The organism is Pseudomonas sp. fls2-241-R2A-110 (genome assembly GCF_030209165.1).
In the GTDB taxonomy this organism is placed as follows: Bacteria; Pseudomonadota; Gammaproteobacteria; order Pseudomonadales; family Pseudomonadaceae; genus Aquipseudomonas.
In genome coordinates, this window is record NZ_JARVSN010000010.1 from 362,850 (window position 1) to 383,130 (window position 20,281).

Sequence of the window (20,281 nt, forward strand, 5' to 3'; positions counted from 1 at the left end):
ATCGTTATCCTTTGCAATCGTCGGGGCTCGCCCGTATCTTGCGGCGCTTGAGCGTGAACAGACATTTTTTGAGGTTGCCGCAATGAGTTTGACCGAAGCCCGTTTCCACGACCTGGTCGATACCACCCAGCAAATGCTGGAAGATATTTTCGACGAGAGTGATCTGGATATCGATCTGGAGAGCTCGGCCGGTGTGCTCACCGTCAAGTTCGAAAATGGCAGTCAGTTGATCTTCAGCCGCCAGGAGCCGTTGCGCCAGCTATGGCTTGCGGCGGTATCCGGTGGCTTCCACTTCGACTATGACGAAGAGAGCGAGCGCTGGATGTGCGACAAGAGCGAAGAGCAGCTGGGCGAGATGCTCGAACGCATCGTCAAGCAGCAGGCTGATGTCGAACTCGATTTCGAAGGTCTGTGAGGTCGTGACTCAGCCCGTTCGTCCTCCCAAGCCGCTTTACAGCAATGTCAGCCCGGCGGTGCCTTCGCCGTGCAGCGGTGTCTGTCGGCTGGACGAGCAAAAGGTCTGCCTCGGCTGTTTTCGCCATGTCGAAGACATCCGCGAATGGCGCTCGGCCGATGATGATCGCCGGCGAGCGATCTGCGCCCAGGCGACCCAGCGCAAATCCTGCGCCTGACACTTAACTGTAGGAGCGAGCCTGCTCGCGATATCGGTCTGACATTCAACATTGATGGTGTCTGACACGCCGCTATCGCGAGCTGGCTCGCTCCCACAGGGGCTCCTCTGACTCAGCTTGCAAAGGTCATATCGGGGCTTGGTCGGCCTGACTTGTATATTTATTGAGCTGTGATAGTGTCCAGAAACGCCTCAACCCATCGAGGTTCGTGAAAACCCCGCCTTTTTCTGGCGGGGTTTTGCTTTTTTTGCGCAGAAGAAAGGAGTCTGCCTCTATCATGACCGTACCTTCCATCACCCTTACTCGTCTGGACGTGCAACGTCTGGAGCGCCTGATCGACAGCCTGGATGACACGCTGCCGGGCGTTATCGCGCTGCAAACCGAACTGGACCGCGCCGATACCGTGGTCGGTCACGATGAAGTGCCCGCCGATGTCGTGACCATGAATTCACGTGTGCATTGCCGTGAAGAAATCAGCGGCAAGGACTATCACCTCACGCTGGTTTATCCCAAACATGCCAACGCCGATGAAGGCAAGATTTCCATTCTGGCGCCGGTTGGCAGCGCGCTGCTGGGCCTCAAGGTCGGGCAGCATATCGACTGGCCGGCACCGGGGGGCAAAACCCTGAAACTGACCCTGCTGGAAGTTGAATCACAGCCTGCCAATGGCGGCGATTTCCCGGAATAGAACCCCTCAGACCTGCTCGAGCGCCTCGTTCAGTGCGCGCTCCAGGTCAGCCTTGTAGCGCAGGTACAAATTGCTTGAGCCATGTCCATCACCGATCAGGCCCGACAGGTCCAAGTCGGTGATGTAGCAGCGATAGCGCTCGATTTCACGGCGCTGCTCGACGATCTCCTGGGCGACCACGCTGAACAGTTGGTCGCCATATTCAAGCTCAGAAAACTCCCGCTGATTGCAATACAACGTGACCTGTACCTGCCCCGGTGCGGCTTTGCCGACGATTGCCTGTACGTCATAGAACGGCTTGTTGATCGGGGTTTGCGGCACGGATCGGGCCTCGACCCGGCGAGCGCGTCCTAGGCCTGACGGCAATAGCTGGTAGTACAGCGTGTCCAGGCTCAGGGGCTGGGTGCTGTTCATGGGTAGCAAAGCGTCGCGTCGGTACTGAATCGATTGCAGGAACCGTTGCAGTGGCACCAACAGGCTTTGTTCGTCGTGATAAGGCAAACGCTGCTGCCACAAGGCATTGAACTCATCCAGAACGTAGACATCGGCCTGCTGTTCATAGACGCGGTAGAACACCTGAATGCACTCGGGCTGGCCCATGGGCAGAAGCAGCGCCAGGTCGTGATCCTCCAGCGCCATCGGGTCCAGCTGCAGCGGGCTGTAGCTCGCCAGTTCTTCACCGAGGTAATCCAGCAGCGCTGGCAGCGTGGCGAGGGCGACGTGATTGACCTGGCCGGGCACCAGCTCCAGCACGTGGTAATGCTGTTGGACCTGAATCAGGTAGCGATGATTGAGGTTACTCAACAGTAGGTTCTGTGCGGTATCGAGGACTTCTTCGACCCGGCGTGCGATGAACTGCGCGCGGTTGTGGCAAAAGCAGCGAACCCGCAACTTGGGTTGTTGTGCTCCGCCAGGGAGGTTGTTGAGGTAGTTGCGCAGGCAGTCGAGTAGCGCATGGGGGCCGTCATAGCGGCTGACCAACACTTCGTTCCAGCTATTAAGCGTGACCTGGTCCAGGGTCAGCACCAGATTCTCGCGGACCCCAGCGTAGCTCAAGGAGTCGGTGCGCTCGGTGGTCATCAGGATGTTCAGGTCGCGGTGATGCTTGAGCGGATCGACGCCGACGTTCACCAGAATCAGCACTTCACTTGGCACGCTGGGGCGCAGCAACGGTTCTTCGGCAACCGTTACCAAGGGCAGGGCGATGGTCTGTTGCAGGCTGCCAAGCAGATTGAACAGTTCAAACTCGCTCAAGTCGCTGGTGCCAGGGTGCAAGGCGAGACGGGTGCTGCTGTCGATCACTCCATTACGATGGCACCAGGTCAGCAACTCCAGCAATTGGCGGCTGCGCTTGATCGGCGCGAAATGTTCCCACTCGTGGGCGGCCAGGCTGCCGTTGTACAAACACCACTGAACGTTCCCCGGCTCTTTCTTGTTGGGCGCCTGAACCAGCGTCAGTGTGTCTTCGGCCAGGTCCGGGGCGATGCCAGGGTTGATGAACTCGACTTTGTCCGCTTTGCGCTCAAACGCCGCGTACAGCCGCCGACCCAGCACATTGAGGTCGCGTTTGTTGATCAGGCTGACGGTTCGTTCGTTGCGGGCAAACTGGGTCAGGAAGCGGTAGCTGTAGTTCAGCTCGTTGACCAGGGCGCGGCGTTCTGCGCTGACCTGGCGGACCTTCCATTGGCTGCGGCTGTCGAGCAGCGCGAGTTGTCGCTGATCCCAATTCCATTCATGAGCCAGCCGCTCAAGCAATGAGCGCTGCCAACTCTGGGTGCGACTGCTGCCGGTGAGCTTGCGGTTGACCTTCAGGTACAGCGCGCGGCGGACCAGTTCCAGCCGCTCAGGCTCGCCACGGGCCGTGAGGTATTCCTCGATGCGCCGATAAACCACGATGTAGGGATCGAGCTCATCGAGGTCCAGCTGATTGGCGAACACCGCTTGCTTGAAGCGCAGGCTCAGGCAATGCACCTTGGGATGTTCGCTGGCGTAGACCTCGGTCAGCAGCAGCTTGAGCACGGATTTGTAAGGCGACTCGATGCCTTTGAACAACTGCCAAAGTCCGGCGCCGATGAATTCGCCGGGCGGGATGAAGGCCAGATGCCCCAGATCCAGTGACTCATCAGCCCGGATGAAACGCTTGGACAGCAGCGTGTGGGTGTAACGGTCGTAGGCCGCTTCCTCGTAGACCGGCACCAGCCACCAGATGGGCGTGCGTCCGGCCAGCCAGATGGCAGTGCGGTAGAACTCGTCCAGTAACAGGTAGTGCTGAGTGGTGCCGCAGTCTTCCGAACTCAGCTGCGTGTCGCGCTCGCCGAGCACGAAGCGCGTTGGGTCGATCAGAAAGAAATGCGCCTCGGCGCCTTGGCTGGCGGCCCAGACTTCGAGCAACTGGCACTTTTTACGCAGCTCGCCGAGTTCATTTTCGCTCAGGTCTGGCGCATGACAGACCCACACATCCATGTCGCTCTGATCGGCCTGGGCCAGGGTGCCCAGGCTGCCCATCAGGAACAGGCCGTGAATTGGTCGCGGCGGATTGCTGCCGTGGCGCGGCTTATAGGAAAACGATCGGGTCAGGCGTTGGGCTTCAGCGAGGGCGTTGGCGTCAGGCTCGAAATTCGCCAGCCCCGCCGGCGTGCTGCCCGACACGTAACCTGGCAACAGCGGATGATTGACGTGGAAAAACAGTGGCAGCAGCGTCAGCACTGTTTGTTGGCGGGTCGACAACCCTTCCATGGCGCGGGCCATGCGGCCTTCGTTGAGTTTCAGAAAACGTGCGCGCAGTTGGCTGAGAACCTTGCGGTCGATTCCCTCGTCCAGATCGGGGCGGATTTCATGGGTGCGGGTCATGTCAGCTCAAACCGGCTCGCGTAGCTCGGACGTAGGGTCTGCGGATGAGGGGCAGTTTAGCGCCTCGTGCCCGGGACTTTTAAGCTGATTTTGTATCTTTGACGTCAGATTCTTATCGTGCGGCGACGGCAGGAAGCCAAGTGTGCCCGCGGAAATCCCGTGGCAGGGGTTTCCGTGGGCGATGCGTTGATGCTCAGGCTGTTTCCTGGACGCTCAGAATCGTCAGAACGGTTTGTACGTTTTGTGCGGCGTCACGACCCAGACTGGTCAGATAACCGCCATCGGGCTGGTCGATCAGTTCTTTTTCGTACAGGCGTTGAGCGGCAGCAATGGCTTTCGGGGCAGCGGTCTGATGAATTTTCAAACCTTCCTGGGAACTGTCCAGGTTGAAGAGGGCAAGGATTTCCAGTTCGGCAAACAACTCAGGGGTAAGCGACATAAGGACTCCAGACTTTCTAGGAATTGGACGACAGCGCCCCTAAGGTGAGCCCACTCGTGCGGCATGTCCAGTGCCGGCATCAGGGTTTTTTCGCCTTGGGAAGCATTCCCCGGCGGGTGGTGCGGCAGCGGGGTGCGTACCAGTGTAGTCAGGGGCTGGGGGAAGGCAGGAATGTTTCGTGACAATCTGTGTTGGGAGCGCGTTGCACGCTCCCGACGGTGTTCGATTTACTTCTTTTCCGGCGGCAATTCCGGCAGCGCACGCAGCGCTGTTTCGTACCATTCGGTATTGAACGCGCGGTCTTCTTCCAGGATCGCGTCGATTTCTACCGCTAAAACGTGAGCCATCAGGTTGAGGATTTCTTCACGTTCGTAACCCACCAGTGTCAGCTTGTTGAAGGTGGCCTTGGCCGCTGGAGGGTTGTCGCTTTCAATCTGGTTTTCGATGGCTTCGATCAGTGTGTTTTCGGCGAACTCTTCTTCGTCGATCTCGATATCAGTTGGCTCGCTCATGGCAGGCTCCTCAAGTTAAGGCGGCCAGTTTACCTGCATTCAGCGCTGTGATGCTGCTGGCAAGAATCGCCTTGGCATTCTATAAAACAGGACTGCCAACCCCGCACGGCCTGGAGGCTATGTGATGCTCAAGCTTTATGGTTTTTCCGTCAGTAACTACTACAACATGGTGAAACTGGCGCTGCTGGAGAAGGGACTACCGTTCGAAGAAGTGCCTTTTTATGCCGGCAATAGCCCCGAGGCGCTGGCCATCAGCCCGCGCGGCAAAGTGCCGGTGCTGGGCGTCGAGCAAGGTTTTATCAACGAAACCGCTGTAATTCTTGAATACATCGAGCAAAGCCAGGCCGGCACGCCGCTATTGCCGAGCGATCCGTTCGAGCGGGCGCAAGTGCTGGCGCTGGCCAAGGAAATCGAGCTGTACATCGAGCTGCCTGCTCGGGCCTGTTTTCCCCAGGCGTTTTTCGGCATGCAGGTGCCGGACGCGATCAAGGAAAAGACCAGGGCGGAGCTGTTGCTGGGGTTTGCGTCCTTGGGCCGGCACGGCAAATTCGCCCCTTATGTGGCGGGTGAGCGTCTGAGCCTTGCCGATTTGTATTTCCTGTACAGCGTGCCGTTGGCCTGTGCGGTTGGGCAGAAGCTGTTCGATATCGATCTGCTGGCCGAAATGCCGGCGGCCAAGGTGCTGCTGGAGCGTCTGGAACAGAATCCGAACGTGAAGAGAATTGCAGCGGACAAGGAAGCGGCGATGCCAGCGTTTATGGCGATGGTCGCGTCCAAGAAGTGAGCTTTATAAGGTTCTGAAGTCAGTCATCGCGAGCAGGCTCACTCCCACAGGTTCAGTGTGATCCTTGTGGGAGCGAGCCTGCTCGCGATGCTTTTGCCTTTAGCGGCTGGCGAGCAGCGCCTGGCCGCGTGCCACTGCCTTCTTGACCTGCGCCGGCGCAGTGCCGCCGATATGGTCACGGGCATTGACCGAGCCTTCCAGGGTCAACACGGCAAACACGTCCTGATCGATCTGGTCGCTGAACTTGCGCAGCTCTTCGAGGCTCATTTCCGCCAGGTCTTTACCGCTTTCCACGCCGTACTTCACGGCATGACCAACGATTTCGTGGCAGTCACGGAACGGCAGGCCACGACGCACCAGATAATCGGCCAGGTCGGTGGCGGTGGAGAAACCGCGCAGGGCCGCTTCGCGCATCATCGCGTGCTTGGGCTTGATCGCCGGGATCATGTCGGCAAAGGCCCGCAGCGAGTCGCGCAAGGTGTCGGCGGCGTCGAACAGCGGTTCCTTGTCTTCCTGGTTGTCCTTGTTGTAGGCCAGTGGCTGGCCTTTCATCAAGGTCAGCAGGCCCATCAAGGCGCCGAACACACGTCCGGTCTTGCCGCGAACCAGTTCTGGCACGTCCGGGTTTTTCTTTTGCGGCATGATCGAGCTGCCGGTGCAGAAACGGTCCGGCAGATCGATGAACTGGAATTGTGCGCTGGTCCACAGCACCAGCTCTTCGGAGAAGCGCGACAGGTGCATCATCGCGATGCTCGCAGCCGAGCAGAACTCGATGGCGAAGTCGCGATCGGACACGTTGTCCAGCGAGTTGCCGCCGACCGCGTCGAAGCCCAAAAGCTGAGCGGTGTATTCACGGTCGATCGGGTAGGTGGTGCCGGCCAGTGCGGCGCTGCCCAGTGGCATGCGGTTGGTGCGCTTGCGGCAGTCGACCAGGCGTTCGTAGTCGCGGCTGAGCATTTCGAACCAGGCCAGCATGTGGTGCCCGAAGGTCACCGGCTGTGCGGTTTGCAGGTGAGTGAAGCCCGGCATGATGCTGCCCGCTTCGCGCTCGGCCTGTTCCAGCAAGCCTTTTTGCAGGCGGGTGATTTCGCTCAGGATCAGGTCAATCTCGTCACGCAGCCACAGGCGGATATCGGTGGCCACCTGGTCGTTACGGCTACGGCCGGTGTGCAGCTTTTTGCCGGTGACGCCGATGCGGTCGGTCAGGCGCGCCTCGATGTTCATGTGCACGTCTTCGAGGTCGATGCGCCAGTCGAACTGGCCGGCCTCGATTTCGCCCTGGATGGTCTTCAGGCCATCGGTGATGCTGTCGCGCTCGGCATCGGTCAGCACGCCGACCTTGGCCAGCATGGTGGCGTGGGCGATCGAACCCATGATGTCGTGGCGATACAGGCGCTGGTCGAAAGTGACGGAGGCGGTGAAGCGGGCGACGAAGGCGTCGACGGGTTCACTGAAGCGGCCGCCCCAGGACTGATTGGTCTTGTCAGTGCTCATGAATTCGCTCGTATCGGCTGGAGAAAAATGTCGTTGGAAGCTGCCGCGGATAATAACAGGGTTGCCAATCCTGTCGCTGACACTGGTCGACACGTTTTTTTCTCATCCCCCGGTCCATACTCAGGACAGGCCTCGTGGGAAATTGCACAACGATATTTTTCAATTGAGCAATATCGTCTCGGCAACCGTCTACAGTTGGACAGTAGGATCAGCGCACTTCTGGGCGCTGCCGCTGACTATAAAAAGAGGGGGTGTTCATATTGTGTATCGGCAAACCCTACGGCGATACCTCGCTAACGCGGGCCAGAGCCTCCAAACATTCGGCAGTTGAAAATTTAGCCGGCGGTCTCGCGGCACTTTTTGGCCCTCGCGCCAGTCTTAGCGTGGATCGCGGTGACGGACGTCACTTCCCCTGTCTACGCTATCCTTGTGCGAGACTCACGCAGGAATCCAGCGCAATATGAATGTCCTGATCGTTGATGACGAACCCCTAGCCCGCGAGCGCCTGAGCCGAATGGTTGGCGAACTTGAGGGATACAGTGTCCTGGAGCCCAGCGCCACGAACGGCGAAGAGGCGTTGGCACTGATCGACAGCCACAAGCCGGATATCGTGCTGCTCGATATCCGTATGCCAGGCCTTGATGGCCTGCAAGTGGCTGCCCGGTTGTGCGAACGCGAAACCCCGCCCGCCGTGGTGTTTTGCACCGGGCCCGATGAATTTGCCGTGGAAGCCCTGCAGGCCAGCGCCGTGGGCTATCTGGTGAAGCCTGTGCGAACTGAACATTTACATGATGCATTGAAAAAAGCCGAGCGGCCCAATCGTGTCCAGCTCGCAGCCCTGACCCGTCCCGCCGCCGAAACCGGCAGCGGCCCGCGTAGCCATATCAGTGCCCGTACCCGTAAAGGCATTGAACTGATCCCCTTGGGTCAAGTGGTTTACTTTATTGCCGACCATAAGTACGTGACCTTGCGCCACGAAGGCGGCGAAGTGCTGCTGGATGAACCGCTCAAGGCCCTTGAAGATGAGTTCGGCGATCGATTCGTGCGAATCCACCGTAATGCATTGGTCGCTCGCGAGCGTATCGAGCGCTTGCAACGCACGCCTCTGGGGCATTTTCAGCTGTTCCTCAAAGGCCTGAACGGTGACGCCCTGATCGTCAGCCGCCGTCATGTGGCCGGCGTGCGAAAAATGATGCAACAGCTTTAATACGCTGTTTGCAGGCGGATTTCATACCCGATTGCTGGAGATTCGAGGCCAGGGAGGCCGCGCAGTGTCTGATACAAGTCAAAGTGGATTTGGCTGAGCTGTTATTATCCGCCGTATCTATTCAGTACGGATTGATCCATGTCCTCTCGCGAAATCCGCATCGCCACCCGCAAAAGTGCTCTCGCCCTGTGGCAGGCCGAATACGTCAAAGCCCGTCTGATCGAGGCCCATCCGGGTCTGCTCGTGACGCTGGTGCCCATGGTCAGTCGCGGCGACAAGCTGCTCGACTCGCCGCTGTCGAAAATCGGTGGCAAGGGCCTGTTCGTCAAGGAGCTGGAAACCGCGCTGCTGGAAAACGAAGCCGACATCGCGGTGCACTCCATGAAAGACGTGCCGATGGACTTCCCCGAAGGCCTCGGCCTGTTTTGTATCTGCGAGCGCGAAGACCCACGTGATGCCTTCGTTTCCAACACATATGCCAGCCTGGATGCGTTACCACCGGGCAGCATCGTCGGGACGTCGAGCCTGCGTCGCCAGGCCCAATTGTTGACCCGTCGCCCGGACCTGGAAATCCGTTTCCTGCGCGGCAACGTCAACACCCGTCTGGCCAAGCTCGATGCTGGCGAGTACGACGCCATCATTCTGGCGGCGGCCGGCCTGATTCGCCTCGGCTTTGAAGATCGCATCACCTCGCCGATCAGCGTCGACGATAGCCTGCCTGCCGGTGGCCAGGGTGCAGTCGGTATTGAATGCCGCAGCGCCGACAGCGAAATCCACGGGTTGCTGGCGCCGCTGCATCACCAGGACACTGCCACTCGGGTGATCGCTGAACGTGCTCTCAACAAACATCTGAATGGCGGCTGCCAAGTGCCGATCGCCTGCTACGCCGTGCTTGAAGGCGAACAGCTCTGGTTGCGTGGTCTGGTCGGCGATCCGAGCGGCGGCCTGCTGCTCAGCGCTGAGGCCCGTGCGCCGCGCGGTGACGCAGAAGCCTTGGGCGTACAAGTCGCCGAAGACTTGCTGAGTCAGGGTGCCAACGACATCCTCAAGGCGGTCTACGGCGAAGCAGGTCACGAGTGACGGGTTGGCGCCTGCTGCTGACACGCCCTGCGGATGAGTCAGCGGCGTTGAGTGGCGCGTTGGCGCAAGTGGGTATTTTCAGCAGCAGCTTGCCGCTTTTGGAAATAGCCCCGATTCCGGTATCTGACACAATGCGCGACGTCATTCAGGGGCTGAACCAGTTTGACGCGGTGATCGTGGTCAGCAAGCCGGCCGCTCGCATAGGTGTTGACCTGCTCAATCGATATGGGCCGCAGCCATCGTCCCCAAGCTGGTTCAGCGTGGGGGCGGCGACCGCTCAGGTCCTCGCAGATAACGGGGTAAATGTGAGTTTTCCTGTCGAGGGCGATGACAGTGAAGCCTTGCTTGAACTTCCCTCGTTGCGCGAGGCTGTCGCTCGACCCTTTTCACGCGTGTTGATCATGCGCGGGGAGGGCGGTCGTGAGTTGCTGGCTGAGCGTTTGCGCGAGCTTGGTGCTAGTGTCGAGTATCTGGAGTTGTACCGTCGGGAGCTGCCTCAGTACCCGCCGACGGCATTGCCTGACCGGATTGAAGCGGAACGCTTGAACGGGCTGGTGGTCAGCAGTGGGCAGGGTTTTGAGCACCTGCGCCAATTGGCGGGTGATGCCTGGCCTGCGCTGGCGCGGTTGCCGTTGTTTGTTCCAAGCCCCAGGGTCGCCGAGCTGGCACGTGCCGCCGGGGCCCTGACAGTTGTGGATTGTCGTGGCGCCAGTGCCGCGGCTTTGCTGACGGCGTTACGGGAGCATCCCGAACCCGTTTTTTAATGCAAAGGATGGATACGTGAGCGAAACAGCCTTGCCTAAAGATGACGTCCAGCCGGTGCTCGATGCACCGGTTGATGCACCGGTTCAAACACCACCACCCGCTGCTGTGCAGCGCCGGGGCAATGGGCTGGCAATCGTCGCGCTGCTGTTGGGCGCTGCCGGTGTTGCCGTAGGCGGTTGGGGTGTCTGGCAGGTGCGTCACCTGCAAGCCAATACCCAGCAGCAATTGAGCCAGGTCCAGGCGTTGAGCGATCAGGCGCAAAGTCTGAAACTTAACGAACAACGACTGAGCGCGCGCCTTGAGCAACTGCCCGCGGCCGAGGAACTGGACGCTCGCAGCCGTCTGGTGATTCAGCTTCAAGCTGATCAGCAACGCCTGAACCAGCGTCTGGAAACCGTCCTCGGTGCCAGTCGCAAGGATTGGCGTCTGGCCGAAGCCGAGCACTTGTTGCGTCTGGCCAGCCTGCGCCTTTCCGCGTTGCAGGACATCAGCAGCGCTCAGGCCCTGGTGCAGGGTGCCGATGAAATTCTTCGCGAACAGAACGACCCGGGTTCCTTTGCCGCTCGCGAGCAAGTGGCCAAAACCCTGGTGGCTCTGCGCAGCACCGAACAACCGGATCGCACCGGACTGTTCTTGCGACTGGGCGCTTTGCGTGATCAGGTCATTAACCTCACTGAACTGGCGCCTGAGTACAAGGATCGCGGTGAGTCGCTGTTGGGCCTGACCGCCGATGGCGATGGCGCCAGTCGTTGGGCGCAGTGGTGGGACCAGATTTCGCGCTACATCCGTATCGATTTCAATGCCGACAAGAATGTTCGTCCGTTGCTGGCTGGGCAGAGTCTGAGTCAGGTACGTCTGGCCCTGAGCCTGACACTTGAACAAGCGCAATGGGCCGCGCTCAACGGTCAGGCCGCTGTTTATACCCAGGCGCTGGCCGAGGCGCGTGACGTATTGAAAGGCAATTTCAACCCGGACAACCCGCAAAGCAAAGTCATGCTTGAACAGGTGGCCGAGTTGAGCACGCAGCCGGTGACGGTCATCACACCGGACCTGACCGCAACGTTGAGCACGGTTCAGGGTTATCTGGAGCGCCGTAATGTGAACGCCGAAGATTCGATCAAACCAATGGCCAAACCTGCTGCGAACACTGCGCCGGAGGCCACGCCATGAAACGTCTCTATGTGATCGTGTTTCTGGTCATCGCGGCGGCCGCCGCGCTGGGCCTGGCGATCGCCGAGCATTCCGGTTACGTGTTGATCGCCTACAAAACCTTTCGCTATGAAGCGAGCCTGTGGGCAACCCTGGCGCTGGTCGCGGTGCTCTGGCTGGTGTTCTGGGGCATCAAGGCGGTGATCGAGCTGGTCGCGACCTCCAGTGGCGTGGTCAATCCCTGGTCGCGGCGCAATCGTAGTCGTCGGGTGCAAGTGGCGATCGAGCACGGCCAACTGGACCTGGCCGAGGGACGCTGGGCCAGTGCGCAGCGTCATCTGCATCGCGCCGCCGAAGCCGAGCGCCAACCGCTGCTTTACTACCTCGGTGCGGCGCGTGCCGCCAACGAACAAGGCCTTTACGAAGAAAGCGACAACTTGCTGGAACGCGCCCTTGAGCGTCAGCCCCAGGCTGAACTGGCCATTGCGTTGAGCCATGCCCAGTTGCAGACCGATCGGGGTGACACCGAGGGCGCCCTGGCGACGCTGCAAGCGATGCACGAGCGCCATCCTCATAACGTCCAGACCCTGCGCCAGTTGCAGCGCCTGCACCAGCAGCGCGGCGATTGGTCGGCAGTGATTCGTCTGCTGCCGGAGCTGCGTAAGGATAAAGTATTGCCACCCGCCGAACTGACCGAGCTGGAACGCCGGGCCTGGGGCGAAAACCTTACGCTGGCGGCGCGTCAGGAAGAGGACGGCACGGTCGGACTGCAATCGCTTAACCGCGCCTGGCAGCAGCTCACTTCCGCTCAGCGCCAAGAGCCACAGCTGGTCCTGGCCTACGCCGAACAGTTGCGGCAATTGGGTGCACAAGTCGAAGCTGAAGAGGTTCTGCGCACGGCCCTCAAGCGTGAGTACAACAGTCATCTGGCGCGTCTCTACGGCCTGGTTCGCGGTAGCGATCCGGCGCGTCAGTTGCACACTGCCGAAGGTTGGCTCAAGGATCACCCCGCAGACCCGAGCCTGTTACTGACACTGGGCCGCTTGTGTCTGCAAAGCAGTCTGTGGGGTAAGGCGCGGGACTATCTGGAAAGCAGTTTGCGGGTGCAGCGCAATCCCGAGGCGTGTGCCGAACTGGCACGGTTGCTCGCGCAACTGGGCGACACGGAACGCAGCAACCAGTTGTTTCAGGAAGGTCTGGGACTGCTGGATGAACGCTTGTTGGCAGCACCGCTGCCGGCGCCTGTCTACGCCTGAAACCGGTCCTCCGCAGCTGTAGCGTTGCGCAGCTACTACGGGGGCCGAAGCTGATTTTGGCGCTATTCTCTCGCCCAAAATGGGTTGGATGTTAGGCGTTGTAGTCCCTGATAGGCATCGTCCTACACGGGACTACACCAAGTCCTCTAGCTCCTGTCGGGAATTCCCTACACTTTTGGTGAAGTGTCCGTGCTGGCCTGCCTTGAAAGGCTGGCGCGCTTTCCTCTACCGTAACAGCCTGTCTCTACTGTTACGGATAAGCCATGTTTTTGGCCTGCTCACGCTCCTTGTTTTTCATGGCTTTCATTGCAGGTGCCCTGGCCTTGGGTGTTTCCTATTACCTGGAATATGCGGTCGGTCTCAAGCCTTGCGGATTGTGCCTTTTGCAGCGGCTTTGCCTGGCTTTGTTCGCCGGTGTCTGCCTGGTGGCTTCGGTACATGGCCCTGGCCGCTTCGGGAACTTCCTCTATTGGCTGCTCGGTCTGTTCTGCAGCCTTGCGGGTACGATCACCGCGTGGCGACAGGTTTTGCTACAGAGCGATCCGTTGCAGCTCTCGGCTTGTTCGGCCAATTCCGGGGCGCTGTATGAGGACGTGCCGTGGTTGTGTCGAGTGACGAAAATGTTCAGCGGAGACGCGGATTGCGCAGAAATCTCCTGGACGCTATTCGATTTGAGTCTCCCGGAATGGAGTCTGCTGCTGTTCATGGCGATGACGATCCTGGGGATCTATCAGCTGCTGCGCATTGTCTGGCTTGCCTGCAAACGACCGCTCAGCGGCACGTCGTCGCACCGGGCGCCGGCGGGAGATTAAACACTTGTATGAACTTTATCTCCTGCGTACCTTGAAGCCATTGTCGCGCGGGCATAATCTGGCCCGCACGTGTCATTGGAATTATGTTGCTCGATGACGCTCTGCCTGGTCGTTTCTTGATTTCAAGTCTGCGACAGGTGTAGGGCAGCATGACCCACAAGGGAAGAGAGATCACCATGCTCGAAAGTTGTCAGAATGCTCAGGAACGTTGGGGTGGAGTGCATCTGCTGATCGATCGCTGGTTGCAGGAGCGTCACGAACTGGTTCGAGCCTACGATGCTCTCGGTGCCAAGCCAGAGGCTTTGGGCGAAAATCGAAAGCCTTTGCAGGAATTCTGTGGAGTGCTGGTTGACTACGTGTCTGCCGGGCATTTCGAGATCTACGAACAGCTGACCGGGGAGGCCAAAGCCTTCAACGACAAGCGTGGTCTGGAACTCGCCGAGACCATCTACCCGCGCATCGACGTCATCACCGAGAAGCTGCTCGCGTTCAACGACCTGTGTGATGCAGGCAAATGTGTCGCGGAGAAATTCAAGGAGCTGGGCGGGTTGTTACACGAGCGCTTCGAGCTGGAAGATTGTCTGATCGAAGTGCTGCACACCGCTCACAAGGAAGAGGACTCGGTTCAGGCCTGAGTCTTCCCTGCAAGATCCTCCCTCCCAAAGGGAAGCTGAAAACGGTGCGCCATGCGCGCCGTTTTCGTTTCTGGCTATCAGCTCGTGACGCCGCGCAATTCGACTTCAAACACCAGCGGCGTGAACGGCGCGATCAGGTCGCCGGCACCTTCTGCGCCGTAGGCTTGAGACGATGGAATCACCAGTCGCCATTTCGCGCCGACCGGCATGTTTTGCAAGGCGCTGCGCCAGCCGCTGATTACGCTGTCGAGACTGAACCATTGCGGCTTGCTGTTCTGGTCGAACACGGTGCCGTCCGGAAGGCGCCCGATGTACACCACTTCGACCTTGCCATTTGGGCCAGCCTTCGCTCCAGTGCCCGGCGCCAACTCCGTCAGTAAAATTCCATCCGCGAGTTCGCGAACACCCTGCCTGGCTTTTTCCTCAGCGAGAAAATGCTGCTCTTTTTCAAGCGCAACTTCACTTTGGGGGACGGAGGACTGCTCGGCGACTTGCGCTTCATGCTGGGCAAGAATCTGTTCGATCTGCTCGTCTTTCAACGCCAGCGGTTTGCCTTGGTAAGCTTGCTGCAAGCCGTCGAGCAGTGCCTGGATTTGCAGGTCCGGTACCTCTTGGCGCAAGCGTTCGCCCAGGCTCGCACCCAGGCTGTAAGCGAGATCGTGAGCGTCATTTGCAGTGGTTTTTTCAGCGGCCTGGGCAACGGAAAAAAACACGCACAGCGATAAAAAAAGGTAGCGCGACATGGGCACTCTCCGACCTGAGATGCGGTGGATTATGCCAGTGTGAAAGCGCTCGAAGGTGAACTGGTTTTGCGCAAGTGCAGAAGATTTTCGATCCGTTGCAACGCAGCGCTTTCGATACTGTCAACATGCCCTAGCGGCGGTGTCTACAGAGGTCTAGTATGACCCGCACCCACGTCAGCCAGGAGGTAAACCATGTCGGCCACCAAGAAGCCAGTAAATACCCCGTTGCACTTACTCCAACAACTCTCGGGCAGTCTGCTCGAGCATTTGGAAACCGCTTGTTCGCAAGCCTTGGCTGATGCTGAAAAACTGCTCGCCAAACTGGAAAAACAGCGCGGAAAAGCGCAGGAGAAATTGCACAAGTCCCGTACCAAATTGCAGGACGCCGCAGCAGCTGGAAAAGCCAAGGCGCAAACCAAAGCCAAGGATGCGGTGAAAGAACTTGAGGACTTGCTCGATGCCCTCAAGGATCGTCAATCCGAAACGCGCAGCTACATTCTGCAACTCAAGCGCGATGCTCAAGAAAGCCTGAAACTGGCCCAGGGCGTCGGTCGTGTACAAGAGGCTGTCGGCAAGGCGTTGTCCCTGCGTTCGGCCAAGCCTGCTGCGGCACCTGCCAAGAAAGCTGCTGCCAAACCGGCTGCTGTAAAAGCACCGGCCAAGCCTGCTGCCAAGGCACCGGTGAAAGCTGCAGCCAAGCCAGCTGCTAAAACTGCCGCTGCAAAACCAGCTGCAAGAACTGCCGCTGCCAAACCTGCTGCCAAGCCAGTTGCTGCGAAAACAGCTGCCGCTAAACCTGCTGCAAAAACCGCTGCTGCCAAACCGGCTGTGGCGAAAACCGCAGCGGCAAAACCAGCTGCTAAATCGGCCGCAAAGCCAGCCGCTAAAACTGCTGCTGCCAAGCCAGCTGCTAAAACTGCCGCTGCAAAACCAGCTGCTAAAACTGCAGTTGCCAAACCGGCTGCAAGAACCGCCGCTGCCAAACCTGCTGCCAAGCCAGCCGCGGTAAAAACCGCTGCAGCCAAACCGGCTGCAAAAGCTGCGGTAAAACCAGCCGCCGCAAAACCTGCTGCAGCCAAACCCGCCGCTGCGAAGCCAGCTGCAAAACCTGCTGCCAAACCAGCCGTGAAAAAACCGGTTGCTACTGCCAAGCCAGCCACTGCGCCAGTTGCAAAGCCAGCGACTTCGGCTTCGGCACCTGCTGCATCGGCTGCTCCGGCGCCAGCCACAACCTCGACAACTGCGCCTGCGCCAATGCCAGCTGCACCGTCGAGCACCAGCACCACCCCAACCAGCGCTTCCTAAGTGCCGGTTACCGCGACGCGCAGCTGATGCAGCGCGTCGCGGTCCAGGTGTGCGGCGCCTGCCGCTACACCTTCCAGCCAGGCCGTTAGATCGGTCGCCTCATACTGCGGCCAACGCTGCGCCAAACGCTCCAGTCGCGACAACAAATGCCGTTCGGCTTCCATCTCAAGTGACTTCACTTTTTCGCGTAAACCATCCAACCCGGCGTCCTCGCTCGCGGCGGCTTTCCATTGCTGGCGTAAAGCGCGCAACGGTTGCACGACATCCGCGTCCCAAAGCCCGGCTACGTCGCGAAGCTGCTGCAAACGTTGTTCGTTACAGGTCACGCCACGTTCTTCCAGCCACAACCCGCACAGCAGCAGGCACACGTTCACCCCCGCCGACTGCAAGCGCAGGCACGAACGTTCAACCCCAGGACGGGCGTAGGCGGTCAGGGAAAAGCTCCACAGGTCAGAGGACATAGTGCTACTCGCGCCAGTTGCGAGCGAAGCTGGTAGACTCCGCCGCCATTATGATTCGACTTCAGAACCTGACTTTACAGCGTGGCCCTCAACGTCTGCTAGAAGACGCTGAGCTGACCCTGCACGCCGGCCACAAAGCCGGCCTCATCGGTGCCAACGGCGCCGGCAAATCGAGCCTGTTCGCCTTGATCCGGGGCGAACTGCACCCGGACTCGGGTGACTGCTTCCTGCCGGCCGACTGGCGCATCGCCCACATGCGCCAGGAAATCGAGACGCTCGAACGCCTGGCGGTCGACTACGTGCTCGATGGCGACCTGCGCCTGCGTGAGGTGCAACGTGACCTCGCTGCGGCCGAAGCGGCGCATGACGGCGCGGCTCAGGCCCGCCTGCACTCGGAACTCGACAGCGCCGACGGTTACACCGCCGACGCCCGTGCCCGCAAACTGCTGGCCGGCCTCGGGTTCACCAACGAGCAGATGGATCGCCCGGTAGGAGATTTCTCTGGTGGCTGGAGGATGCGTCTGAACCTGGCGCAGGCTTTGATGTGCCCATCGGACTTGCTCCTGCTCGACGAACCGACCAACCACTTGGACCTCGACGCTATCATCTGGCTCGAAGAGTGGCTCAAAAGCTACCCCGGCACCTTGCTGCTGATTTCCCACGACCGGGATTTCCTCGATGCCGTGGTCGATCACGTCGCCCATGTCGATCAGCGCAAGATCACCCTGTATCGCGGTGGTTACAGCGCCTTTGAACGCGCCCGTGCCGAACGTCTGGCGCAGCAACAGCAGGCCTACGAGAAGCAACAGGCGCAACGTGCGCACATGGAAAGCTACATCGCCCGCTTCAAGGCCCAGGCCACCAAGGCCCGTCAGGCGCAGAGCCGGATCAAGGCGCTGGAGCGGATGGAAGAACTGTCTGCCGCCCACGTCGATTCGCCGTTCGACTTCGTCTTCCGCGAATCGCAGAAAATCTCCAGCCCATTGATCGATTTGTCGGACGCTCGTCTGGGTTACGGCGACAAAGCGGTGCTGGAGAAGGTCAAGCTGCAACTGACTCCGGGCGCGCGGATCGGTTTGCTCGGGCCAAACGGCGCCGGTAAATCGACCCTGATCAAAAACCTCGCCGGTGAACTCGAGCCGTTGGCCGGTCGCCTGACGCGTGGTGAGAACACCGTCGTGGGCTACTTTGCCCAGCATCAGCTGGACTCTCTGGATTCCAAAGCCAGCCCGTTGCTGCACTTGCAGCGCCTGGCTCCGACCGAACGCGAGCAGACCTTGCGCGACTTCCTCGGTGGTTTCGACTTCCGTGGCGCGCGTATCGATGAACCGGTGCTGAATTTCTCCGGGGGTGAAAAGGCCCGTCTGGCCCTGGCCTTGATTGCCTGGGATCGGCCGAACCTGTTGCTGCTCGACGAACCGACCAACCACCTGGACCTGGAAATGCGCCTGGCGCTGACCATGGCCCTGCAGGAATTCAGTGGCGCGGTATTGGTGGTCTCCCACGATCGCCATCTGCTCAAAAGCACCACTGACAATTTCTACCTGGTGGCCGACGGCAAGGTCGAGGAGTTCGACGGTGACCTGGAAGACTACGCCCGTTGGCTGGTCGAGTATCGTCAGCGCAATGCCCCGGTCAGCAACACCCCGGTCAATCCGGACAAGACCGACAAGAAAGCCCAGCGTCAGGCCGCTGCTGCGTTGCGTCAGCAACTGGCGCCGCACAAGCGCGAAGCTGACAAGCTTGAAGCCGAGCTGGGCAAGCTGCACGAGAAGCTGGCGAAGATCGACACAAGTCTTGGCGACAGCGACATTTACGAACCGGCGCGCAAGAACGATTTACGTGACCTGCTGGCCGAACAGGCCAAGCTGAAAGTGCGTGAAGCCGAGCTGGAAGAAGCCTGGATGGAAGCCCTGGAACTGCTGGAAAGCATGCAGGCGGAGCTGGAGGCGCTGTCCTGATGGACGCCTTCAAGCTGCCGCTGCCAGCGGTGTGGATCGAGCCGATCTGGCTCGTTGCGCAAATCCTGTTGATCCTGCTGGCCGGCTACTTCGCCCAGCGCTTCGTCGCTAAATGCCTGACCCGCCTGGGTGATCGTTACCCGTTTCCGCCGCAGTTGCTCATGCCGCTGCGCGGTGGGTTGCGCTGGCTGATCATGGGCAGCGCGCTGATTTTCGTGCTGGAACGCCTTGGCGTCTCGGCGACAGTGCTCTGGACGGCGTTGTCCGGGTTTGTGGCCGTCGCGGCGGTGGCATTCTTCGCCATGTGGAGCGTGCTCTCCAATCTGCTGTGCGCCGTTTTGATCTTCACCGTCGGCCCGTTCCGCCTCGGCGATGTGGTCGAACTGGTGGACACCACCGACAAGCCTGGCGTCAAAGGTCGGGTGGTGGCGATCAATCTGCTTTACACCACACTGATCGAAGCGCAAGAGCTCGGCACTGGTAGCGCCATGGTGCAAGTGCCCAACAGCCTGTTCTTCCAGCGCTCGGTACGACGCTGGCGCGGCAGTGACGTGATTCCTTCGAGCGGGTTTGAGAAGTAAATCTTCCGATAGACCGCTTTCGCGAGCCTGATGCCGTAAACGCTGGTCGGTAGCAGCAACATCCTGCAAAAAATCGGTGGTCATCGGCCCAAAGCCGCATTAGCTTAGACGTCTGATACGAGTCTGAGTCGAGGTGTGCGATGGAGCTTCAAACATGGCTGGCATTTTTTGCCGCCTGTTGGGTGATCAGTTTGTCTCCCGGTGCCGGCGCCATTGCGTCGATGTCCAGCGGTCTGCAATACGGTTTCTGGCGTGGTTACTGGAATGCGCTGGGCCTGCAATTGGGTCTGGCGGTACAGATCGCGATTGTTGGCGCCGGTGTTGGCGCGATTCTCACGGCGTCTGCTTCAGCTTTTTATGCGATCAAATGGTTCGGCGTGGCGTACCTGGTGTACCTCGCGGTCAAGCAATGGCGCGCGCTGCCCAGCGACATGAGCGACGACGCAGCCGTGCGCCAGATTGGCAAGCCGATGGCGTTGGTGTTCCGGGGCTTCCTGGTCAACATCAGCAACCCCAAGGCGCTGGTGTTCATGCTGGCGGTGTTGCCGCAATTCATTGATCCGCATGCGCCGCTACTGGCTCAGTACCTGATCATTGGCGTGACCATGGTCTGCGTTGACCTGATCGTCATGGCCGGTTACACCGGATTGGCGTCGAAGGTGCTGCGTCTGTTGCGCACGCCCAAACAGCAAAAACGCATGAACCGCACGTTTGCCGGGCTGTTTATCGGTGCGGCGGCGTTTATGGCGACCCTGCGCAAAGCGGCACTCTAAAAGGCTCAGGTACAAAAAAAGGCGACCCTCGAGGTCGCCTTTTTCGTTTCAGGTGTCTCGTCCTGAATAAGGTTTACACCTTCTGGCTTCTGATCAGGGGGGTGCAATGGATACGGGCGCAAAACGCAGTCAGCGCGATTACACGCTGACTTTT

The 20,281-nt window shown here is 59.7% G+C and carries 21 protein-coding genes and 1 pseudogene; 16 read left to right on the forward strand and 6 right to left on the reverse strand.

Features of this window, described 5'->3' with window-relative positions; genetic code table 11:
* Positions 1-82 precede the first annotated feature (82 nt).
* The 3 genes from cyaY to rnk all read left to right on the forward strand — a co-directional run bounded on the left by cyaY (position 83) and on the right by rnk (position 1,320).
* Positions 83-415 (forward strand): iron donor protein CyaY, encoded by a 333-nt coding sequence (gene cyaY, locus QRN31_RS09875; protein WP_090178152.1) that lies wholly within the window; start codon positions 83-85, stop codon positions 413-415.
* A 4-nt stretch (positions 416-419) separates the two neighbouring features.
* Positions 420-632, forward strand: coding sequence for a DUF1289 domain-containing protein (locus QRN31_RS09880; RefSeq protein ID WP_222588969.1), 213 nt, complete (start codon positions 420-422; stop codon positions 630-632).
* Positions 633-909: 277 nt separating this feature from the next.
* Positions 910-1,320, forward strand: a complete 411-nt coding sequence (gene rnk, locus QRN31_RS09885) for a nucleoside diphosphate kinase regulator (protein WP_285431726.1) — start codon at positions 910-912, stop codon at positions 1,318-1,320.
* A 6-nt stretch (positions 1,321-1,326) separates the two neighbouring features.
* Here rnk and QRN31_RS09890 read toward each other — a convergent pair whose 3' ends face one another.
* The 3 genes from QRN31_RS09890 to QRN31_RS09900 form a co-directional block, all read right to left on the reverse strand.
* On the reverse strand, positions 1,327-4,170 hold the full coding sequence (locus tag QRN31_RS09890; protein ID WP_285431728.1) for a class I adenylate cyclase: 2,844 nt from the start codon (positions 4,168-4,170) through the stop codon (positions 1,327-1,329).
* Positions 4,171-4,363: 193 nt separating this feature from the next.
* Positions 4,364-4,609, reverse strand: a complete 246-nt coding sequence (locus QRN31_RS09895) for a TIGR02647 family protein (RefSeq protein WP_285431730.1) — start codon at positions 4,607-4,609, stop codon at positions 4,364-4,366.
* Between the two features lie 227 nt (positions 4,610-4,836).
* A complete protein-coding gene (locus QRN31_RS09900) occupies positions 4,837-5,121 on the reverse strand; it encodes a hypothetical protein (protein WP_007894899.1) in 285 nt (94 codons plus the stop codon).
* Between the two features lie 124 nt (positions 5,122-5,245).
* Between QRN31_RS09900 and QRN31_RS09905 the strand changes: the two genes are divergently transcribed.
* The gene (locus tag QRN31_RS09905; protein WP_285431733.1) at positions 5,246-5,905 is read left to right on the forward strand and encodes a glutathione S-transferase family protein; all 660 of its coding nucleotides are present in this window, start codon (positions 5,246-5,248) and stop codon (positions 5,903-5,905) included.
* 99 nt (positions 5,906-6,004) lie between these two features.
* Here QRN31_RS09905 and argH read toward each other — a convergent pair whose 3' ends face one another.
* Positions 6,005-7,399: an argininosuccinate lyase gene (argH, locus tag QRN31_RS09910; RefSeq protein WP_033060676.1), complete on the reverse strand. Its 1,395-nt coding sequence runs from the start codon at positions 7,397-7,399 to the stop codon at positions 6,005-6,007.
* 347 nt (positions 7,400-7,746) lie between these two features.
* Between argH and QRN31_RS31550 the strand changes: the two are divergent.
* The 8 genes and pseudogenes from QRN31_RS31550 to QRN31_RS09945 form a co-directional block, all read left to right on the forward strand.
* Positions 7,747-7,863, forward strand: a pseudogene (locus QRN31_RS31550) (sensor histidine kinase); the annotation flags it as partial.
* Positions 7,860-8,606, forward strand: a complete 747-nt coding sequence (locus QRN31_RS09915; protein ID WP_285431736.1) for a LytR/AlgR family response regulator transcription factor — start codon at positions 7,860-7,862, stop codon at positions 8,604-8,606. The pseudogene QRN31_RS31550 and the gene QRN31_RS09915, both read left to right, overlap by 4 nt.
* Before the next feature lie 138 nt (positions 8,607-8,744).
* The gene (hemC, locus tag QRN31_RS09920) at positions 8,745-9,686 is read left to right on the forward strand and encodes a hydroxymethylbilane synthase (RefSeq protein ID WP_285431738.1); all 942 of its coding nucleotides are present in this window, start codon (positions 8,745-8,747) and stop codon (positions 9,684-9,686) included.
* Positions 9,683-10,450 carry a uroporphyrinogen-III synthase gene (locus QRN31_RS09925; protein WP_285431740.1) on the forward strand — a complete coding sequence of 256 codons (768 nt, stop codon included), beginning with the start codon at positions 9,683-9,685 and terminating at the stop codon, positions 10,448-10,450. Before hemC ends, QRN31_RS09925 begins: the two co-directional genes overlap by 4 nt.
* A gap of 16 nt (positions 10,451-10,466) precedes the next feature.
* A complete protein-coding gene (locus QRN31_RS09930; RefSeq protein ID WP_285431742.1) occupies positions 10,467-11,621 on the forward strand; it encodes a uroporphyrinogen-III C-methyltransferase in 1,155 nt (384 codons plus the stop codon).
* The gene (locus tag QRN31_RS09935; protein ID WP_285431744.1) at positions 11,618-12,856 is read left to right on the forward strand and encodes a heme biosynthesis protein HemY; all 1,239 of its coding nucleotides are present in this window, start codon (positions 11,618-11,620) and stop codon (positions 12,854-12,856) included. The genes QRN31_RS09930 and QRN31_RS09935 overlap by 4 nt, the downstream gene beginning before the upstream one ends.
* Positions 12,857-13,119: 263 nt before the next feature.
* Positions 13,120-13,668 carry a disulfide bond formation protein B gene (locus QRN31_RS09940; protein WP_285431746.1) on the forward strand — a complete coding sequence of 183 codons (549 nt, stop codon included), beginning with the start codon at positions 13,120-13,122 and terminating at the stop codon, positions 13,666-13,668.
* Positions 13,669-13,844: 176 nt separating this feature from the next.
* Entirely contained in the window at positions 13,845-14,303 is a 459-nt protein-coding gene (locus tag QRN31_RS09945; RefSeq protein WP_064680385.1) for an Rsd/AlgQ family anti-sigma factor, read from the forward strand.
* A gap of 77 nt (positions 14,304-14,380) precedes the next feature.
* Here QRN31_RS09945 and QRN31_RS09950 read toward each other — a convergent pair whose 3' ends face one another.
* The gene (locus QRN31_RS09950) at positions 14,381-15,046 is read right to left on the reverse strand and encodes an FKBP-type peptidyl-prolyl cis-trans isomerase (RefSeq protein ID WP_285431747.1); all 666 of its coding nucleotides are present in this window, start codon (positions 15,044-15,046) and stop codon (positions 14,381-14,383) included.
* 192 nt (positions 15,047-15,238) lie between these two features.
* Between QRN31_RS09950 and QRN31_RS09955 the strand changes: the two genes are divergently transcribed.
* Complete coding sequence (locus QRN31_RS09955; RefSeq protein ID WP_285431749.1) at positions 15,239-16,351, forward strand: AlgP family protein; 1,113 nt, start codon at positions 15,239-15,241, stop codon at positions 16,349-16,351.
* Here the strand turns inward: QRN31_RS09955 and QRN31_RS09960 are convergent.
* On the reverse strand, positions 16,348-16,812 hold the full coding sequence (locus QRN31_RS09960) for a TIGR02444 family protein (RefSeq protein WP_285431750.1): 465 nt from the start codon (positions 16,810-16,812) through the stop codon (positions 16,348-16,350). The genes QRN31_RS09955 and QRN31_RS09960 overlap by 4 nt on opposite strands.
* Before the next feature lie 50 nt (positions 16,813-16,862).
* On the opposite strand from QRN31_RS09960, the gene QRN31_RS09965 reads away from it, so the two are divergent.
* From QRN31_RS09965 to QRN31_RS09975, 3 genes are all read left to right on the forward strand, one after another.
* The gene (locus QRN31_RS09965) at positions 16,863-18,773 is read left to right on the forward strand and encodes an ATP-binding cassette domain-containing protein (RefSeq protein ID WP_285431752.1); all 1,911 of its coding nucleotides are present in this window, start codon (positions 16,863-16,865) and stop codon (positions 18,771-18,773) included.
* Positions 18,773-19,354 carry a mechanosensitive ion channel family protein gene (locus tag QRN31_RS09970; RefSeq protein WP_285431754.1) on the forward strand — a complete coding sequence of 194 codons (582 nt, stop codon included), beginning with the start codon at positions 18,773-18,775 and terminating at the stop codon, positions 19,352-19,354. Before QRN31_RS09965 ends, QRN31_RS09970 begins: the two co-directional genes overlap by 1 nt.
* Before the next feature lie 140 nt (positions 19,355-19,494).
* Positions 19,495-20,127: a LysE family transporter gene (locus QRN31_RS09975; protein ID WP_285431755.1), complete on the forward strand. Its 633-nt coding sequence runs from the start codon at positions 19,495-19,497 to the stop codon at positions 20,125-20,127.
* Positions 20,128-20,281: the final 154 nt, after the last annotated feature.

Coding starts and splice junctions, on each gene's coding strand:
- cyaY (WP_090178152.1), top strand. CDS start 83: ATGAGTTTGACCGAAGCCCGTTTCCACGACCTGGTCGATACCACCCAG.
- rnk (WP_285431726.1), top strand. CDS start 910: ATGACCGTACCTTCCATCACCCTTACTCGTCTGGACGTGCAACGTCTG.
- QRN31_RS09890 (WP_285431728.1), bottom strand. CDS start 4,170: ATGACCCGCACCCATGAAATCCGCCCCGATCTGGACGAGGGAATCGAC.
- QRN31_RS09895 (WP_285431730.1), bottom strand. CDS start 4,609: ATGTCGCTTACCCCTGAGTTGTTTGCCGAACTGGAAATCCTTGCCCTC.
- QRN31_RS09900 (WP_007894899.1), bottom strand. CDS start 5,121: ATGAGCGAGCCAACTGATATCGAGATCGACGAAGAAGAGTTCGCCGAA.
- QRN31_RS09905 (WP_285431733.1), top strand. CDS start 5,246: ATGCTCAAGCTTTATGGTTTTTCCGTCAGTAACTACTACAACATGGTG.
- argH (WP_033060676.1), bottom strand. CDS start 7,399: ATGAGCACTGACAAGACCAATCAGTCCTGGGGCGGCCGCTTCAGTGAA.
- QRN31_RS09915 (WP_285431736.1), top strand. CDS start 7,860: ATGAATGTCCTGATCGTTGATGACGAACCCCTAGCCCGCGAGCGCCTG.
- hemC (WP_285431738.1), top strand. CDS start 8,745: ATGTCCTCTCGCGAAATCCGCATCGCCACCCGCAAAAGTGCTCTCGCC.
- QRN31_RS09935 (WP_285431744.1), top strand. CDS start 11,618: ATGAAACGTCTCTATGTGATCGTGTTTCTGGTCATCGCGGCGGCCGCC.
- QRN31_RS09940 (WP_285431746.1), top strand. CDS start 13,120: ATGTTTTTGGCCTGCTCACGCTCCTTGTTTTTCATGGCTTTCATTGCA.
- QRN31_RS09945 (WP_064680385.1), top strand. CDS start 13,845: ATGCTCGAAAGTTGTCAGAATGCTCAGGAACGTTGGGGTGGAGTGCAT.
- QRN31_RS09950 (WP_285431747.1), bottom strand. CDS start 15,046: ATGTCGCGCTACCTTTTTTTATCGCTGTGCGTGTTTTTTTCCGTTGCC.
- QRN31_RS09955 (WP_285431749.1), top strand. CDS start 15,239: ATGTCGGCCACCAAGAAGCCAGTAAATACCCCGTTGCACTTACTCCAA.
- QRN31_RS09960 (WP_285431750.1), bottom strand. CDS start 16,812: ATGTCCTCTGACCTGTGGAGCTTTTCCCTGACCGCCTACGCCCGTCCT.
- QRN31_RS09965 (WP_285431752.1), top strand. CDS start 16,863: ATGATTCGACTTCAGAACCTGACTTTACAGCGTGGCCCTCAACGTCTG.
- QRN31_RS09970 (WP_285431754.1), top strand. CDS start 18,773: ATGGACGCCTTCAAGCTGCCGCTGCCAGCGGTGTGGATCGAGCCGATC.
- QRN31_RS09975 (WP_285431755.1), top strand. CDS start 19,495: ATGGAGCTTCAAACATGGCTGGCATTTTTTGCCGCCTGTTGGGTGATC.